This window comes from Microcoleus sp. S13_C5 (genome assembly GCF_036700845.1).
GTDB lineage: Bacteria > Cyanobacteriota > Cyanobacteriia > Cyanobacteriales > Microcoleaceae > Microcoleus.
The window spans coordinates 103558-122911 of record NZ_JAUBPR010000003.1 but is presented as its reverse complement, the minus strand read 5'-3'; the positions used below and the strand labels follow the sequence as shown (position 1 = coordinate 122911).

Here is a 19354-nt window from a genome sequence, read left to right as displayed (position 1 = left end):
CTCTCGGATTCGGAACCTAACTAACCCCATTCTACTTGACAAACGATAAGTATCTATGTTTTTAATTCAAACACAATAGTCGATCGACAGTTAAACAGTATTTTGTATCGTGCGGATCTGTCAGAAGTTCGATCGCACCTCACCGAGAAGGACTCGATATCAACACGCTAGCTGAATTTACTGGCATGAACGAGACAAATTTACAGCAAGCACTTAACTCTTTGAGACGCCACGATGTAGTTTGGGAAATTGATGGCAAGTGGCGCATTATTGTCGAACTATTTCGCCATTGGGTGAATAAATGTATATAGTGTGCTTGCGTAAGTCCTGTGTCAAAAAGCCGATCGCCCCTTCTCCAAAACAAGCAAATGATGAGCAAATTGGCGTTGCTGATTTAGGGTATGAAAGCCTAAATCAGCAAGTCATAGAAACCAGTATCCACAAAAATTCTGGATTTTTAAGTTATTTTTTTCATCCCCTGATTAAGCAACGCCAGATTACACATTAGTGTAATATCAATTCCGGTTGCACTCATACATGATGTTGACTGTTGACTGTTGACTGTGAACCGAACAACTGAAAATTGCGCCGAGATAGGTGGCGACTTGTAACAATCATTCATGAATTGCCCTCTAATTTATCACCTGACGATGCAGCCGGAAACGATCTAACTTAAATAGATGAGGGGCAACTCGCGTCGCCCCTCATTTATTTAACCAACTGCAAAATTAAACTTCCACAGCAATCTTTTGTTCCGAAGCCTCCGGCGAATTCGCTTCACTCGGCGGCACAACTTGCCAGAACTTAGGCAAATATTCCGACCAATTTGCCAAAATCTTCTCAGCTTTCTTGCTGCCAGTTCGATCGCACTGAGCCTCAATCAACTCCTTCAATTGCGCCTCCCCAGCCGCCGTACAAACGCGCTGCATCTTCACAATCTCCCCGTTGACATGAGCCGGGAAACTGCCATCTTCATCGAGGAAATAAGCCAAACCGCCAGTCATTCCAGCGCCGACATTTCGACCGACTTTTCCTAACACCACAATCACGCCGCCAGTCATGTACTCGCAGCAGTGATCGCCTGCACCTTCAATCACAGCTTTCGCCATCGAGTTACGCACCGCAAACCGTTCGCCAGCTTTACCCGCAGCCAACAGAGTTCCCCCCGTCGCACCGTACAAACAAGTGTTACCGACGATCGCATTTTCGGAAGCATCATAAGTCGCACCAGCCGGCGGTGCGATCGCGATTTCGCCGCCGTGCATTCCTTTACCAACGTAGTCGTTGGCTTGGCCTGACAGTACCAGCGTCATTCCCGGCAAATTGAACGCGCCGAAGCTTTGGCCCGCGCTACCAGTGCAATTGAGGGTGATTTGACCGCTAAAGCCCGTGTTGCCGTGTTGCTGTGCGATCGCACCTGCTAAACGTGCGCCTACAGTGCGATCGGTATTCACCAATTTTACACTCTTGCTAACAGTGCCGTGATTGGCGATCGCACTTTGAATCTCAGCATCCGCGAGCAAATCATCGTCTAACACAGGCCCGTTGGTGTGTACGTCGCCGTGGATCAAGAAAGATCGATCGCTCTTAGTATCAGGTAACTTGGTCAAACAATCCAAATTAATCGCTTGGGTTTTAGTTAGTTTCACCCCCTCGCGCATTGTCAGCAAATCCGCGCGGCCGATGATATCTGCGATCGACTTATAACCCAATTTCGCCAGCAAACTCCGCACTTCTTGTGCTACGAAATAGAAGAAATTAACAACGTGTTCCGGCGTACCGGGGAACCTTTTCCGCAAGTGTTCTTGTTGAGTTGTCACGCCCACCGGACAACTATTCATGTGGCAAACGCGAGCCATAATACAGCCTTCTGCAATCATTGCCACCGTGCCGAAACCGTACTCTTCGCCGCCCATCAAAGCGCCTACAATCACGTCCCAGCCGCTTTTAAAGCCACCGTCAACGCGCAGTAAAACTCGATCTCGCAATTTATTTTCCATCAGCACCCGGTGAACTTCAGTCAATCCCAGTTCCCACGGAGAACCTGCGTGCTTAATCGAACTCAATGGAGAAGCACCAGTGCCGCCATCGTGACCGGAAATTTGAATCACATCAGCATTTGCCTTGGCGACACCAGCGGCTACAGTCCCGATGCCGACTTCCGACACCAATTTCACCGAAACTCCTGCTTTCGGATTGATTTGGTGCAAGTCAAAAATCAACTGCGCCAAATCCTCGATCGAATAAATGTCGTGGTGAGGAGGAGGCGAAATCAGCGTGACACCCGGTTTCGATCGGCGCAAATAAGCAATGTACTCGCTCACTTTCGCCCCTGGCAATTGACCGCCTTCACCCGGTTTCGCACCTTGTGCGATCTTAATTTCGATTTGTTGGGCGTTCATCAGGTACTCAGGAGTCACCCCGAAGCGTCCCGAAGCTACTTGTTTGATGGATGAAGAAGCTGTATCGCCGTTCTGCAAACCTTTTAAGTGAGGTAGCGTTTGTGAGAAACCTGCCTCGCTCACATCGTTTAGCACTTTGTAGCGCACCGGGTCTTCGCCGCCTTCGCCGGAGTTGGATTTGCCGCCGATACGGTTCATCGCAATCGCTAGCGTTTCGTGGGCTTCCGGGGACAAAGCACCGAGGGACATACCGCCGGTGGCGAACCGCTTGACAATATCTGCTACAGATTCTACGTCTTCAATGGGAATGGAAGGGCGATCGCTCTGGAAATCCAGCAAATCCCGCAAAGCCGTTACCGGGCGATTTTCGAGCAGTTGCTTGTAAACCTCGTAATGGTCGTAGGCACTTTCACCATTTTTGTCACCAATTGGTGTCATTTTTGGTTCGGCCCCATTGCCGTTACCGTTAGTGTGAGCCTTAAAAGTAGTTACAGCCTTGTGCAAAGCCTTCGCCATTTCCGGGCTGTTCATGTGATATTCACCACCCCGGCGGTACTGCACAAAGCCGTAATTTTCCAGCTTCTTGAGGTGCAATTCTGGGAAAGCCTGACTGTGGAAAGACATTACCTCATTAGCGAGTTCCGCCACACTCAAACCGCCGATCCGAGAAACCGTGCCTTTGAAGCCCAAATCGAGCAAATCACCGCCAATGCCGATCGCCTCAAAGATTTGCGCCCCCTGATAGCTAGCCAGCAGTGAAATCCCCATTTTCGACATAATCTTCAGCAGCCCATTTTCCACCGCTGTGCGGTATCTAGCTTGAGCCTGCGTGACGGTAATATTGGGAATTTTGCCGTGCTGCATCAAGTTTTGAGTCTTCGTGTCAGACCACCAAGCGCGCACACTTTCCAAGGCCAGGTAAGGGCAAACAGCCACCGCACCGTAACCGAGCAAACAAGCGAAGTGGTGAGTGCTCCAACATTGCGCGGTATCCACAACCAGCGAAGTTTGCATCCGCAGCCCGACGCTAATTAAGTGGTGGTGAACCGCGCCAACTGCCAGGAAGGGCGGAATATAAGTGCATTCTGCACTCAACCCAACAGCATAAGATTCGCCTTCTGCCTTCGAGACTCGATCGGTCAAAATCAGAATTCTCGAACCCTCGCGCACCGAAGCAGCCGCCTCTTGACAAAGTTGCTCGACTGCGCTCTTCAAACCTCCAGGCCCGGCAGAAATTTTGTAAAGCGTTGACAATTCCGTAGCTAGGAAAGACTTTTGCTCTTTCAAGAAATACAGTTCAGCGTCGTTGAGTACGGGGGAATCAATTTTCAGCCGCTTGGCATTTTCCGGCACTGCTTGCAGTAAATTGCCCCGCAGACCCACATTCATGGTCAGCGACATCACCATCCCCTCGCGCAGGGGGTCGATCGGCGGATTTGTCACTTGAGCGAACCGCTGTTTGAAATAGTTGTACAGCAACTGAGGCTTTTCTGACAACACAGCTAACGGAACGTCGTCGCCCATGCAGAAAGTCGGTTCTTTCCCAGAACTCGCCATCTCGACGATCACCATGTCCAAATCTTCGGCTGTGTAGCCGAAAGCAGTTTGGGTGGCTAACAGCGTTTGCGAGTCGAGGGTTGCGGTTTCGGCAAAAGGCTGCGGTTCCAAGGTTTCGCGGTGTTTTTGCAGCCATTCGCCGTAGGGGTGCCGCTTAGCAATGCGCTGTTTTAGTTGCCAATTTTTGAGAATTTCTTGAGTTTGCAGGTCAACTGCAATCATTTGTCCGGGCCCCAAACGGCCTTTTTCGACTATATCTGCTTCGGGAATATCGACAACTCCGGCTTCGGAGGCCACAATTACCAAACCGTCTTTAGTAATGCAGTAGCGGGCAGGCCGCAAACCGTTGCGATCGAGCGTAGCACCTACTTGTTTCCCGTCGCTGAACACCAGCAGTGCGGGGCCGTCCCAAGGTTCTTGAATGCCGCTGTAATATTCGTAAAAATCGACAATTTCTGGATATGGAGCCAAATCCGGCTGATTTTTGTAGGCTTCGGGCACCAGAATTGTCAGGGATTCCAGGGGGGTGCGGCCGGAGTGTACCAACAACTCCATCACGTTGTCCAAGTTGGCCGAATCGCTGCTTTCGGGATTGACAATTGGGTTAAACGTGTCGATATCAGCTTGACTCCAATTCGGGTGAGCTAAATTAGCTTGCCGCGCCCTCATCCAGGTAATATTGCCCAACAGCGTGTTAATTTCCCCGTTGTGTCCCAGCAAGCGCATAGGCTGGGCTAAGTGCCAGCGGGGCATGGTGTTGGTGCTGAAGCGCCGATGATAGACGGCAAAGGAGCTTTTATAAGCGGGATTTTTCAGGTCTGGGTAAAATTCTGCTAGTACAGCCGATCGGACCATGCCTTTATAGACGATCGTGCGGCAGGAGAAAGAGCAAGTATAAAAGTCTTGGCGGGTGAAGTTGGGGCGATTTGACAGGGCGTGTCCGATCGTGCGACGCGCCAGAAATAGATGTTTGTCGAGTTCGTCTCCCTGTAATTGCGGTGAACTGACTATTACTTGTTCGATTTGAGGTTGATTTTCTAGCGCTTGCTCGCCCAAAACCGACGGTACAATGGGAACTTTGCGCCATCCCAAAAGTTTCAGCCCGCGATCGGTCAGAACTTGCTCAACCACCTGCCGGGCTATAGTCGCTTGAAATTTATCTTGAGACAGAAACAGCATTCCCACGCCGCAGTTTTCCCGTGCGGGAGGCACAATTCCCTGTTCGGCGAACCAAGTATCCAGCAATTCCCAAGGAATCGCGGTCATTAAACCTGCACCGTCGCCAGAATCTTGGTCGGCGCTGCAACCGCCGCGGTGTTCCAGACAAGTTAAAGCTGGGAGCGCTTTCTCAATAATCGAGTGGGTAGCTTCACCGCTTTGGTTGGCAATAAAGCCCACACCGCAGGCATCTCTTTCTTCCACTAACCAGCTTTGGCCGGCATAGGGAGTTCCTCGCTGAGTCTGATGCACGTTTCTGTTTGGATCGATCGTGTTACCCATGTTGATTGAATGTTATTTCCGTGATTGTGTGGTTGATGCGTTTTTATAGCTCGGAGACAGAAAGCTGCCGAGCGGTGGGAGCCTAGTAAACTTTAAGACAGCACATTGGAAGCTGATTTGATTAAAAATTTACGTCTATGCGGCCTGTACTTAGCACTGAAACCCTGTTTGCAGATTTTAAATTATCTCGCTCGCATCCTCTCGGAGATGTCTCCTAGAATACCCTGCTGTTAAAAAGCTGTGATTCTTTGGGAAATCGCCGCCCTGCAACTAGATACTTTGCAGGCGATTCCCTACGGGATAGCTGCGCTTCACGAGTTTTTTGTGTGTTTTTTTCCTGAGTCCGCAAGGGTAGCCTTGCGGACTCAGGTAGATAGTAACTTTAGCGTTATTTTGCTTGCTGCGCTGTTGAGTTGCTTTCGTCAGCGCCTGCAGACACAAAAGCCACCTGCCCGCTGAGTCGGTAGTTGCAATGTTGTAGCAGCGCGGTTCACAACTGGTAAAACCTGTCTTATTGTGCAGTCAACCCTCGGGCCGCGAACATCAATTGTATCAAGAAATTGATAAAATTTCACCGCTTACAGTCCGAGTTTGCACGCAAGTCTGGTCAGCGATCGTCCAGAACCCAGGCTAAGATGCCTAGCCGAAAAAGGTTGACAGTTTTCCCTAAGCCTATTTTATATTTTTTTACCCACAAACGTTTTTGACACTCTCAGGTCTACAGACGCGCTTGATTCTTGATTCGTTGAGGCGATTTGCTGATGCAGTATTTCTAACCGCAACCGTGTCTGAATTAAATATTTTTGCTAAGTATTCAATTCAGAAACGGAACTAATACCAAGACGCCTCGTTAATTAACTTAGCTAGGCAAGGATTTTTCACCATATTTTTTATACTATTAATTGGATTATTAACTTCCTCTTCAATGAACTGCTGTCATTCAATCATCGTTAGACTCCTTCATTTTCTACTTAGTCTCAACTCCGTTATCAATATCTCTTACCTAAAATATTAAGTCTTGTTTTTAAAATGGCGTTTTCATAATTTGAGCTACAAAGTAGATTAAACTAAATATAGTTAATCAATAGCACGGGCGATAGAGCGAAAATAGTAGATAGTAACTCTAAAAAGCTTCAGGCTTGACAGGAGCAGTAGGAATAGGTAGATATGGCTAGCATAACAAATATTTTTCGAGGATATCAGATTAACGAGCAAATATATGCAGGCAATCGAACTCTAGTTTATCGCGGCCTGCGCTCCTCAAATGGGCAGCCCGTCGCGATCAAAGTGCTGCGAAATGACTTTCCCCGCTTCAACGAACTCGTTCACTTCCGCAACCAGTACGTCATTGCTAAAAACTTAGAGATCCCCGGCACTGTCAAGGCATACAGCCTGGAGACTTACCATAACCACTATGCTCTGGTGATGGAAGACTTTGGCGGAATTTCCTTAAGTAGCTACCTCGCTAGTCTAGTGTTCGCCAGCAACGAACCGCTAAAAGGCTTGCCTATTAACGAGTTTCTTCCCATTGCAATTCAAATTGCAAACTCGCTCGACGGACTTTATCGCCACCACGTCATCCATAAAGACCTCAAACCTGCCAACATTTTAATTAACCCTGTCAGCAAACAAGTTAAGCTGATTGACTTCAGCATCGCTTCCCTGTTGCCGCGCCAAACCCAAGAAATTCAAAATCCCAACGTCCTCGAAGGTAGTTTACCTTACATATCTCCAGAACAAACTGGCCGGATGAACCGAGGCATTGATTACCGCACGGATTTCTACTCTCTGGGAGTTACATTCTACGAACTGCTGACGAGACAGTTGCCTTTCCAAAGCGACGATCCGATAGAGTTAGTACACTGTCACCTTGCCAAGCAGCCTATTCCAGTTCATCACCTTAACAATAGCGTTCCATTGGTGCTATCTGAAATTGTTAGCAAACTGATGGCGAAGAATGCTGAAGATAGGTATCAAAGTGCGATCGGACTCAAGTTTGATTTGGAAACTTGTTTGCACGAATGGGAAGAGACAGGTCAAATTACTTCCTTTAAATTGGGAACGCGAGATTTGTGCGATCGCTTCATCATCCCGGAAAAATTATATGGTAGAGAGAGCGAAGTATTCTCCCTACTGGCAGCCTTCGATCGCGTAAGTGCAGGAAGCGCGGAAATGATGCTGGTGGCTGGCTTCTCAGGCATTGGCAAAACCGCCGTCGTCAACGAAGTTCACAAACCCATTGTCGCAGCTAGAGGCTACTTCATCAAAGGCAAATTCGACCAATTTGGGCGCAGTCAACCCTTCTCAGCTTTTGTACAAGCTTTTCGCGATTTAATGGAGCAATTGCTGAGCGAAACAGATGCTAAAGTTGAGCAGTGGAAGACTCAAATCCTGGCAGCATTGGGCGATAATGCTCAGGTAATCGTTGAGGTAATTCCCGAACTAGAGCGGATTATCGGAGAGCAACCCCCCGCACCCGAACTCGTTGCCAGTGCTGCCCAAAATCGCTTCAATCGGTTATTTGAGAAGTTCATTCAAGTCTTCACAACCAAAGAACATCCCCTCGTTATCTTCTTAGACGACTTGCAATGGGCCGACTCAGCCTCATTGAAGTTGATTCAACTTCTGACGAGCGAGCGCGATCGCCACTATCTCTTATTAATTGGAGCATATCGAGATAACGAAGTCAGTCCCCTACACCCTTTGGTGCTGACATTATCCGACATTCAACAAAGCGGAGCTACGGTAAACACCATTACCCTCGCGCCGCTCGATCGCTCGGAGTTGAATTGTCTGATTGCGGATACCTTAGCTTGTTCTACAGCATGGGCTCTGCCTTTGACAGAACTCGTTTATCAGAAAACCCAAGGCAATCCCTTTTTCAGCACACAATTCCTCAAATCTTTGCATGAAGATGGGATAATTGAATTTAATTTTGAATCTCGGTATTGGCAGTGCGATATCGTCATAGTGCGAACCTTGGCACTAACGAATGATGTAGTAGAATTCATGGCACTTCAGTTACGAAAGTTGCCAATCAGGACACAAGAAGTTTTAAAGTTAGCTGCTTGTATTGGCAATCAGTTCGATTTGGCGACGTTAGCAATTGTTGATGAAAATTCGCCAACAGAAACAGCAACAGCTTTGTGGAGAGCATTGCAAGAAGGGTTTATTTTGCCAGTTAGTGATGTTTATAAATTTTATCAACAATCTAGTAAAGACTTATCTGAACCAGCGGCCCGGGAAGACACCGCTGCCTTATTAACTAGCCATGAACAATTAGCCAAATACAAGTTTTTGCATGACCGTGTACAACAGGCTGCCTATTCTCTCATTCCCGAAGACCAAAAACGCTCGACCCACTTAAAGATAGGGCAACTGCTGTTGAGGGATACATCGGAAGTCGAGCGGGAAGAAAGAATTTTTGAAATGGTCAACCATTTGAATATGGCGATTAAGCTGGTTAGCGATCGCGTGCAACGGGAAGAATTTGCCCAGCTAAATCTAGTAGCTGGACGAAAAGCAAAAGCCGCAACAGCGTATGCGGCAGCCCTTGAGTGCTTGAGTAACGGAATTGAATTATTAGCAACGGATTGTTGGGACAGCCAGTACCAACTCACCTTAAACCTATATAAGGAAGCAGTTGAAGCGGCATTCCTGAGCGGTGAATTTGAACAGATGGATCAATGGGTGCAAATCGTGTTGCAGCAAGCCCGAACCTCTCTGGATACTGTGAAAGTTTATACAGTGCGAATTCAAAGTTACATCGCTCACAATAATTTACCCTTAGCAGAAAAGACTGCGCTGATTGTTCTCAAACAACTGGGCGTGGAATTTCCCGAGAATCCCAGCCCGGAAAAGGTTCAGCAAACCCAGGAAGAAACAAAACGCAAGTTCGCCAGCTACACGTTGGAAGAATTGATTAATCTTCCAGAGATGACCGACTCCTATTATCTGGCAGCGCTGCGAATTTTAGGCACGGTTGTATCGGCTTCTTATCAGTCTGCATCTAAATTATTCCCGCTGATTGTGTGCAAGCCAATAGAACTATCTCTCACCTATGGAAATGCCCCTACATCTGCTTTTAGTTATGCTTGGTACGGTTTAATTCATGCAGGAACAGGAGGTGATATTGATATCGGCTATCAATCAGGTGAGGTAGCTTTAGGTCTGCTAAATAATCTGAAAAGCAAAGAGCTAAAAACTAAAACCTACAATCTTGTTTATGGCTATGTCCGGCATTGGAAACGCTACCCCGAAGATTCTTTGCCATTTTTATTAGAAGCCCATCAAATTGCCCTAGAAGCAGGAGAATTAGAATATGCTGCCTATGGACTTTACAATTATACGGCGCTTTCTTTCTCTATGGGCAGAGACTTGGCGGAAATGGAGCGCGAGACAGAAACCTTTGATCGCGCTATTCATCAGATTCGTCAGGGAAATGCACTCAGTTTCGTGAAAATTTTTCGGCAGGCTGTTTTGAACTTGCGAGGTAAAACCGATAACCCCTGCCGTTTGGTTGGGGAAGCTTATGATGAAGACATCATGATACCGCAGCATCAAGCTAATAACGTGCAGTATGCGATTTGCAGCGTTTATCTCAACAAGTTGATTCTCGGTTATTTGTTTGAAAACTATCAACAAGCACTGGAAAATGCCGTGCTAGCAGAGAAATATTCGGATGCTCTAACCGCAGGGCTTCAGTATTCACTGATTTATTTCTATGGGTCTCTAACGTACTTAGCGGTGTATGCCGAGGCTGATGCGGAAAAACAAGCTGCACTCCTAGAAAAAGTAGCAGTAAATCAGGCAAAAAGCAAGCGATGGGCGGAGTATGCCCCTATGAATCACTTGCATAAGTTCTATTTGGTCGAGGCAGAGCGCTATCGCGTTTTAGGACAGCAAGTTGAGGCGATGGATTTTTACGATCGCGCGATCGCTTTAGCTAAAGAAAACAAATACCTCAATGAAGAAGCTTTAGCCAACGAGCTGGCTGCCCAATTTTATTTACAGTGGGGGAAAGAAAAACTGGCTCAACTTTATCTAATTGATGCCTACTATTCCTACTCTCGTTGGGGGGCTAAAGCGAAGATTGATGCCTTAGAACAATGCTATCCTCAATTGCTTTCTCCTATTCTGCAACAGAATAAAGGTCGTTTGTTCGAGGCAATGAACACTTTTAATGACACCTCATTTTCTACCAACAACCAAACAATTACTGGGAGTACGAGTATCACAGTAATAGATTTACCAACAGTTATCAAAGCTTATCAAGCCTTGTCGAGCGAAATTAAGCTTGAACAATTGCTCACTACCCTTATGGAAGTGGCGCTTCAGAATGCAGGCGCTCAAACAGGAGTATTGATGATTTTGAAAGAAGAGGACGACTGGACAATCGCCGTCCACTGTAGCGATCGCCAAGGCTGTCTCCTGCAAGAAACTATTGGGATCGAGGAGAGCGAATCAATTCCCCAGACTATCATTAATTACGTTAAACGTAGCAATAAAACCCTAGTTTTCGATGATGTCAAGACGGAATTAATATTTACTTCTGACCCCTATATCAAGCAGCACCAACCTAAGAGCATCCTATGTACTCCGATTATCCATCAAGGCAAAATGATGGCAATTCTGTATTTGGAAAATAATCTGACGACAGGGGCATTCACTGGCGATCGCGTCGCCCTCCTCAACATCCTCTGCTCCCAAGCTGCCATCTCGCTGGAAAACGCCCGCTTGTATCAGGAATCTCAACAGCTTTATCAGCAATCTCAGGATTATGCCCAAAAACTAGAGCAGTCTATCCAGGATCTCAAACAGATGCAACTGCAATTGGTGCAGGGTGAGAAGATGTCTGCTCTGGGAAATTTAGTCGCAGGGGTAGCCCACGAAATTAATAATCCCGTCGGCTTTATCGCCGGCAACTTGCAACCGGCTCAAGAATACGTAGGGGATTTATTCAACTTGATTGATTTGTATCAAGAAAAATTTCCCACTCCGGGAGTGGAAATTGAAACTGTAATTGAGGATATAGACTTGGAGTATTTGCGAGAAGATTTGCCCAAATTGATTGGCTCGATGAAGGAAGGAGTTGAGCGCATCCGGAATATCAGCACGAGTTTGAGAACGTTTTCCAGGGCAGATAGCGATCGACCAGTTTCTTTTAATATTCACGACGGACTCGAAAGCACTCTGCTAATTCTCAAGCACCGTTTAAAAGCCAGCGAGTTCCGCCCGGCCATTGAAGTTGTGAAAGAGTATGGTAACTTACCCCTAGTGAAATGCTTTCCCGGACAGTTAAACCAGGTATTTATGAATGTGCTGGCTAATGCCATTGACGCTCTGGAAGAGTCAAATAAGGGGCTCAGTTTTAGTGAAATTAAAGCCCTATCTAATCGAATCACGGTTCAAACCGCTCTGAGCGAATCCAAAAATCAGGTTTTGATTCGGATTAAGGATAATGGAGTGGGGATGTCGGCCCAAGTCCAGGAAAACATCTTTAACCACTTATTCACAACCAAGCCTGTGGGTCAAGGAACGGGATTAGGATTGTCTATAGCCCACCAAATTGTTGTGGAAAAACATGGAGGTACGTTACTCGTGAATTCTTCTTTGGGGCAGGGTTCTGAGTTTGTGATTTCTATTCCAGGGTGAGCCTTTTGTAGTAGGGCTTGATCGCAATTAGTGCGATAGCCAAAAATATCGGATTTAGTAGGAAAAAACATACGGATTTTCCGGCTTTCTAAATCCCCATGCGTTTAGAAGTGAAATTGTGAGTTGTAAGCTGTGAAACGTAATTTTTTCTATTGGCGCCCAATATTGTCAGTCTCGATTTTACCCGTACTGGCGATCGCCCCGTCTTTAGTCTGGAATCAGCCCGCAAGAGCACAACAGGGGGAGAGGGCTGGGCTGATTCATGCTTCGAGATCCCGCCAGGGAATGAATTCCCTGGCTGATAGCGAAAGTCGGTTAAAACCGACTGAAATATTCACCGATAGTTCTCTTGAGAGAACTTCAGCTATGAGACAGGGGTTGAAACCCCTGTCGGGCTATAGGCTTTTGGCTCAATCTGTACCGCCCTCTTCGATAATTAGACAAGGCCGCCAAGTGTCTCTAAACGGCCGCATTCTCCCTTTAAGTTGGACTCAGCAGCCGGCAAACAGCACTTCTGCGGATTTCCGAACTTGGATTGCTGATGTGGGATTGATGCAAAGTGCGGGAGTGGATTTGCTTAGCAGCGCCGACAGTACCAAACAACCAGTGCAGTGGTTTTCGGTATCTTTAACCGGCGCTCAAAGCTTAGCAACCTGGGCAACAGGCCCGTATCGTTACTTAGATGTTACCGATTTGGCTAGACTTGCGGGCTGGCAGATATCTGCTGATGGGAATATTCTAAAAATTACTTCTCAAACTGCAAGTGTTACCGGAATTCGGCAAGCAGAAATAGAATCGGGCGATCGCATTGTTTTAGATCTCGATCGACCGGCCCCTTGGGAAGTCAACTTTGTCAATAAACCAATCCCGTCGCCGACACGCACACCCAACCCCCCGGACGACCCCACAAAGCCCGCTATCCCACTGCAAAACCTCCGCGCAGCGCCCAACCTCGAAACACCAGACGACCCGACCAAACCCGCCCTGCCGCTGCAAATAACGCCCGCAGCGCCGATCGCCGGTCAAGAATGGTCGATCGCGATCGATGCCAAAGTCGCTCCCGCCTTACTTCAGCAGATTTTCTCAACCAGCAAACAATTGCTATCACTAAAAGTCGAACCTGACGGCGCTCAAACTAAAGTCAAAGTGACGATTCCTTTAGGTTGGCGGCCGCAAGTTTTCAGCCTGGGAAATCCCAATCGATTAGTTATCGACATTCGGCCAGATTCGTTAGTAGAAAAAAACATTATTTGGGCGCCCGGTGTGCAGTGGCGGCAGCAGTATCATAATTTAGGAACTGCTCGTTTTCCGGTAGTTTGGCTAGAAGTGAATCCCCGTCAAGCTGGTGTAAAAATTCGACCAATTCTCAGCAATCCCCCTGCCGATCAAGGGACTGCACCTTTATTGCAAACAGCAGAAGTGTCGGGTGCGGCTGCGGCGATTAATGCAGGGTTTTTCAATCGGATAAATCGATTAGCTTTAGGGGCAATTCGGCGGGACAATAAATGGCTTTCCGGGCCGATTTTGAACCGGGGGGCGATCGCCTGGAATGATCTGGGAGAATTTGCGATCGATCGTTTGACTTTGCAAGAAACTGTGATAACTTCGGCAAATCAATTTTTGCCTGTTTCTTATCTCAATAGTGCCTACGTGCAATCGGGAATCGGTCGGTACAATTCTGATTGGGGAACAACTTATACTCCGTTGTCTGACAATGAAATAGTGGTGACAGTTGCGGGCGATAGAGTTGTCAGCCAATCGCCCGGAGGTGCGCCGGGAACCACAACTTTTCCCATTCCAGCTAACGGTTATATTTTGGTTTTACGTTCCGATTTTTTCCCTGCATCTGAACTCTCCATCGGCACTTTATTGCGTTTAGAAACTAACACTATTCCTGCTGATTTCAACCGTTTTCCCTACATTCTCGGCGGCGGGCCGGTGTTGGTACAAAACAGTCAAGTTGTACTGGATGCTAAGGCGGAAGGGTTTAGCGATGCTTATGTTAGACAGACAGCAATTAGAAGTGCGATCGGGCGAACTGCTGCCGGGAATTTGCTGATTGTAGCGGTGCACAATCGCGCGGGCGGGGCGGGGCCAAATTTCGCAGAACTCGCGCAGATATTGCAGCAAATGGGTGCTGTGGAGGCTTTAAATTTGGATGGGGGAAGTTCGACGAGTTTGTATTTGGGAGGTAGTTTGCTCGATCGACCTCCGTCAACTGCTGCGAGAGTTCATAATGCGATCGGTATTTTCATTCAACCATAAGTAGTTAATCTTCGACATTGATTTTCGGCGGTTAGAAAGAGACTGTTGGCGAATTTAAAAGTGGTTTCACCCCTCACCCCCTAAAAATAGTGGCTCTGGACTAAATATTTAATTAAGCATATAGCTATTAACTACCAATAGCGAACCCAAATGCTGCATTCCAGATGTGAGAGGTAACGCCCTCGGCGAATTAGCCAACAGTCTCTTAGTAATTAAATGAGGTGCATCTCGATCGCAAGTTTCTGTAAGATGTACTGTATAACCTGTCCAATTAGTATCTCTTTTTGTCCGATTGCGAGCCTCGATATCGTAAGGAGATGTAATTAACTGTTTGTGGGGCGGTAAATCATCGGCTGATCCCCAATAAACTTTGCCTCCCCACCACCGATATTGCTGTATCCAGACACAGCGTAAAATTTCTACAGCTTTTAGCTGGCGCAACCATTCAGGACTTAACGGGTCATATAAAGCTGACAACAAGTGATGACCATCACAGCCAATTGTCAATGCCAAGCTTTCTTTTTCAGTTTGAGATTTTGGTAAGCGGTATTGCTCAAATCTTGTTGCATAACGCTCAGATCAATCCCGATAGACTACTGTTAATAACCATTCATCCGCCACGGTGGCTAGCTGAGCTAAGGCATGACGCAAAGTTTCTCCAACGCATTCGAGACGGTTCATTTTGCGGATGGCTCCGATGACATGAGTTGAGTCAGTTATGGCTTTACCTCTAGCTTTGAGCCATCCCCGAGCGATAAAATGTACAAGCATTTTTTCGAGCGCGACGCTTTGCATTTTACCACAAAACTCAGCGCGCGATGATTTCAGAAACCGGCAATAATTTTAGAGGGTATGACACAATGGAGAATTTTTTATGAAAGTTGCGATCGTCGGCTGTGGCTATGTGGGTACTGCGACAGCCAAACATTTACGCGGCAAATCTGATTGTACCGTGACGGCGACAACTACCACGGCGACGCGAGTAGTTGAGTTGGAGGGTGTCGCGCAGCGGGTAGCCGTGCTCAAAGGAAATGACAAAGATGCGATCGCCTCTGTACTGCAAGAACAAGATGCTGTTATGCTGTGCGTCGGTGCCCGAAATCCTCATACTTATCGGGAAAGTTATTTAGATACTGCGAAAACTTTAGTATCGGTTTTACAGCAGATACCGACAGTAAACCAGGTTATTTATACGGGTACTTATTCTGTGTATGGCGATCGCCAAAGTGAATTGGTAAATGAAGATTCTCCCGTTGCGCCTGCTAATCCAAATGGTGAAATTCTCGCCGAAACAGAACGGGTTTTATTAGCAGCATCGAGTCCAAATCTTCAAGTCTGCATTCTCCGTTTGGGAGGAATTTATGGGCCGGGGCGAGAATTAGTTAAAATCTTTGGAGGCTGGGCTGGGAGCACTCGTCCCGGTAGGGGGGAAGATGCTACTAATTGGGTGCATCGGGATGATGTGGTTGGGGGGTTAACTTTTGCTTTGGAAAATCGATTGCAGGGAATTTACAATTTAGTCGGGGATGTGTCGCTATCCAGTGGTGAATTGCTCGATCGCATTTTTGAAACTCACAATCTGCCTAAAGTTTCTTGGGATGGAAGTCCTAGCGTGCGGCCTTATAATGCTAGGGTGTCGAATCAAAAGATTAAGGCGGCTGGTTATGAGTTTATCCATCCTGAAATTAGGGAGTTTTAATAGTCCTAGGCGCAGCACCTAATTATGTAGGGTGTGCACGGCGCACCTTGCTAGAGAATATTATATTTTCCCTTTAACCCAAGTTCTAAAGGATTTCAGCAAAGCAATTTCTCCTATCGTTTGAGTGCGACTGAAAAACCCAGCCATTTCTGCTACCGATACAAAGGGAAAAGCAATACTAAAGTCGCGCTCAATATATTCAGTTTCTACCAACTGATAAAATTTCAAAACTCGCCCGTTATATAGCCAGAGTTCCGGGACCCGAAGTGCGGAGTAAATGGCAAACTTATCAACTGAACTGCTGGTAATATCTATTTCAATTGCTAAGTCGGGCGGTGGGGCAGTTTCTAAATCTAGTTCTTGCCTGCCTCTAACTGCTGCTTCATTTTGGATATAATAACAGTTATCTGGTTCTATGCCTTTTTTGGCATTTTTGAGTTTGAGAGTAGTTGAGCCAGCACTTTTAATTTCAATGTCGAGTTCTTCTGCTAAAGCAAGGATGAAATTACCGAAATTGCTCTTGTAGTTCTCATGTTCAAATAGTGGCGCCATAATTTCCAGTCTCCCTTCATCGTAAGCTATGCGATAACCTCGCTTATCGCCTATTTCTTTGAGCAACGTTTCAAAGGTTGACCAGCTAATGTTTTCTAGCAGTGTTCTCTGTTCGGCTAAATTTGAAGTAGTAGCAATCATCTCAAAATCTCCTTGAGCTGAGAAAACTCTAGTTTTATTTTACCACAGGCCCCGATACTATGAAATGGGCGATTTTTTACGGGATTGCTGCCCTTCCCGGTCTTTTTTTTACGGCAGATGCAGGCGGATAGATGCGGAGGAACGCCGATGAAGAAAGGGCGATCGCTAGATTAAATAATTATCTCGATAGCGTTCCTGTGCCATTTGTCGTGCTTCAAATTCATTCCATTGCTGGATAGGTCGTAAAGTTTCTACAGTTGTCAATTCCTCGGGAATTGGTGTACCTATTATTTGATTGATTACTTCGGCTATTACCCGACAACAGCTTTGTGGCCAACAGACTACTTGCTCCTCAGCAAATCTAATGATTATCCATCCTTTTTCTAAAAATAGTTGATGCCGCTGATTTTCTTGGACAAGCACTTCGTAATTTTTAGGCTCACCGCTTTCATAGTGATAAGGTTTATCAATTGTTATATCAATACGTAAATTTGTTAACTTATCAAAATAAGAAATTTCTATACAGTAAGGTTGATAGGAGTCAGATTTTTGGATGATTAAATTGTTATAAATTTTATCTTGAAATAATTGCTGTAAGTTCTTATAAAATTTACTTTCAAGCCACTGAGACTTGGTACTGACAATTCTACCTTCAGGAGGGACGGTTTTTATGATAATGTCTTTAATTATCTGATAGCGATACTGTTTTATTTTTTCAGGTTTTTGGGATTCTGCTATCTGCCGTTTATGCTGAATCTCACGCTTTTGCCATTCTGCTAACAAATCTTTATAATCGCGCATTTGTTGCTTGTATTGATTAAGTGTTCGTAAGTAATACATTTGTTGTTGCCAGAAGTTCAAGACAGTAACAAAGATTCCACCTACAGAAATATAGAAACTAATGATAATATTTCTACTGGCAATCAGACCAATAGTTGCAAAAGGAATAATTAATGGGAGAGATTTATAAAAAAACAAAAGTACATCAATGGGTTGGGGCTTATAACTAGGAGGTAAAGGTTTGGGTTCACTAAATTTCCATGTGAATGGAACTGCATTCATAGCTTGAATAACAGGGTCGGGCATGAGGATAATAGGATATTGAGTCATGTTTTTTAGTGGTTGTATTATTAAACGATAATATTCAACTATTTTCACGAGATATTCCGCTCGGCAAAGACAAACAATGTTCTAACAAGGTGGGCAAATGCCCACCCTACCAAATTACCCCATAATCCCACCAAAAAAGTCGATCGTCTCTTTCAACGCTTTCACAAACACATCAATCTCCTCGCGAGTATTGTAAAAATACAAACTCGCCCGCGCCGTAGATGAAACGTTCAAATAGCGGTGCAAAGCTTGCGTGCAGTGATGCCCGGAACGAATCGCGACTCCCTCCTGATCTAACATGGTAGACAAGTCTTGAGAGTGAATTTCTCCCGCAGTAAATGCCGCCAAAGCTGCCCTACCTTCGCCGTTGCTGTCTGGTTGTGGCCCGTAAATTTTGATCTCTGGAATTTGCCGCAATTGTTGGAACATATAAGCAGTCAATTCAGCTTCGCAAGCGTGAATCTTATCCATGCCAATGTTACTAAGATAATCGATTGCTGCACCAAGGGCGATCGCCTCTCCGATTGCAGGGGTGCCGGCCTCAAATTTGTGCGGCAAATCGGCATAAGTGGAATAATCGAGAAACACGTCAGCAATCATCTCGCCGCCGCCGAAAAACGGAGGCATTTCTCTCAGCAAGTCCAGTTTACCGTACAGAAAACCGATGCCAGTCGGAGCGCACATTTTGTGACCGGAAGCAACCAGCCAATCGCAATCTATTGCTTGCACGTCTACTATCATGTGCGGCACGCTTTGGCAAGCATCAATTAAAACTCTTGCACCGTAAGTGTGGGCAATTTTGCAGATTTCTTTGACTGGACTGATGCAGCCCAAAGTATTAGAAACGTGAACGGTTGACACCAATTTAGTTTTATGGGAAATCAGCGTTTTAAACTGTTCCAAATCAAACTCGTTAGTGTCCGTTAACTCGACAAACTTCAACACCGCACCGGTTCTTTGAGCCATCATTTGCCACGGAACGAGATTGCTGTGGTGTTCCATCACCGACAGGATAATTTCATCTCCGGCTTGCAGATTGCTCAAACCCCAAGAATAAGCAACCAAATTAATCGCTTCGGTAGCGTTGCGAGTGTAAACAATTTCTTGTCGCGACGCCGCATTTACAAACGCAGCCACTTTGTCTCTCGCACCTTCGTAAGCATCAGTCGCTTTGGCGCTGAGAGTGTGGGCGCCCCGGTGGACGTTTGCATTGTATTGTCCGTAGTAATCACGCCAAGCGTTGAGCACAGCTAGGGGTTTTTGAGAAGTAGCTGCATTGTCTAAATAAACTAGCGGTTTACCGTTAACTTTTTCATTCAAAATTGGAAAGTCGCCGCGAACTTTTGATGCGAGGGTTTTTTCTTGAATAAGTGTCATATTTTTTGAAGTTAATGATTTGTCGTTGGGTGGGGGCGGGTTTACGAAATTGTTGGTTTTAGGCAATTATTATTCGTGAAACCCGTCCCTACAGGCT

11 protein-coding genes are annotated in these 19354 nt (G+C 46.2%); 5 read left to right on the top strand and 6 right to left on the bottom strand.

Going from position 1 to position 19354, the window contains the following annotated elements:
- Nucleotides 1-185 precede the first annotated feature (185 nt).
- Nucleotides 186-311: a hypothetical protein gene (locus QUA04_RS02015; RefSeq protein WP_333253279.1), complete on the top strand. Its 126-nt coding sequence runs from the start codon at nt 186-188 to the stop codon at nt 309-311.
- A gap of 417 nt (nt 312-728) precedes the next feature.
- On the opposite strand, the gene QUA04_RS02010 is transcribed toward QUA04_RS02015, so the two are convergent.
- Entirely contained in the window at nt 729-5459 is a 4731-nt protein-coding gene (locus tag QUA04_RS02010) for a glutamate synthase-related protein (protein WP_333253277.1), read from the bottom strand.
- A gap of 240 nt (nt 5460-5699) precedes the next feature.
- On the opposite strand from QUA04_RS02010, the gene QUA04_RS02005 reads away from it, so the two are divergent.
- The 3 genes from QUA04_RS02005 (at nt 5700) to QUA04_RS01995 (ending at nt 14378) form a co-directional block, all read left to right on the top strand.
- On the top strand, nt 5700-5918 hold the full coding sequence (locus QUA04_RS02005) for a hypothetical protein (RefSeq protein WP_333253275.1): 219 nt from the start codon (nt 5700-5702) through the stop codon (nt 5916-5918).
- Between the two features lie 708 nt (nt 5919-6626).
- The gene (locus tag QUA04_RS02000; protein ID WP_333253272.1) at nt 6627-12113 is read left to right on the top strand and encodes an AAA family ATPase; all 5487 of its coding nucleotides are present in this window, start codon (nt 6627-6629) and stop codon (nt 12111-12113) included.
- Between the two features lie 165 nt (nt 12114-12278).
- Nucleotides 12279-14378, top strand: coding sequence for a phosphodiester glycosidase family protein (locus tag QUA04_RS01995; RefSeq protein WP_333253270.1), 2100 nt, complete (start codon nt 12279-12281; stop codon nt 14376-14378).
- 108 nt (nt 14379-14486) lie between these two features.
- Here QUA04_RS01995 and QUA04_RS01990 read toward each other — a convergent pair whose 3' ends face one another.
- Nucleotides 14487-14891, bottom strand: a complete 405-nt coding sequence (locus tag QUA04_RS01990; RefSeq protein ID WP_333253268.1) for a hypothetical protein — start codon at nt 14889-14891, stop codon at nt 14487-14489.
- A gap of 66 nt (nt 14892-14957) precedes the next feature.
- The gene (locus tag QUA04_RS01985; RefSeq protein ID WP_333253266.1) at nt 14958-15149 is read right to left on the bottom strand and encodes a hypothetical protein; all 192 of its coding nucleotides are present in this window, start codon (nt 15147-15149) and stop codon (nt 14958-14960) included.
- A gap of 103 nt (nt 15150-15252) precedes the next feature.
- Here QUA04_RS01985 and QUA04_RS01980 point away from each other — a divergent pair, with 103 nt between their 5' ends.
- A complete protein-coding gene (locus QUA04_RS01980; protein WP_333253264.1) occupies nt 15253-16077 on the top strand; it encodes an NAD-dependent epimerase/dehydratase family protein in 825 nt (274 codons plus the stop codon).
- A gap of 60 nt (nt 16078-16137) precedes the next feature.
- Here QUA04_RS01980 and QUA04_RS01975 read toward each other — a convergent pair whose 3' ends face one another.
- The 3 genes from QUA04_RS01975 to QUA04_RS01965 all read right to left on the bottom strand — a co-directional run bounded on the left by QUA04_RS01975 (nt 16138) and on the right by QUA04_RS01965 (nt 19257).
- Nucleotides 16138-16770, bottom strand: coding sequence for a Uma2 family endonuclease (locus tag QUA04_RS01975; RefSeq protein WP_333253262.1), 633 nt, complete (start codon nt 16768-16770; stop codon nt 16138-16140).
- Nucleotides 16771-16935: 165 nt separating this feature from the next.
- Complete coding sequence (locus QUA04_RS01970; RefSeq protein WP_333253260.1) at nt 16936-17928, bottom strand: hypothetical protein; 993 nt, start codon at nt 17926-17928, stop codon at nt 16936-16938.
- A gap of 66 nt (nt 17929-17994) precedes the next feature.
- Nucleotides 17995-19257, bottom strand: a complete 1263-nt coding sequence (locus QUA04_RS01965; protein ID WP_333253258.1) for a SufS family cysteine desulfurase — start codon at nt 19255-19257, stop codon at nt 17995-17997.
- Between the last annotated feature and the right edge of the window lie 97 nt (nt 19258-19354).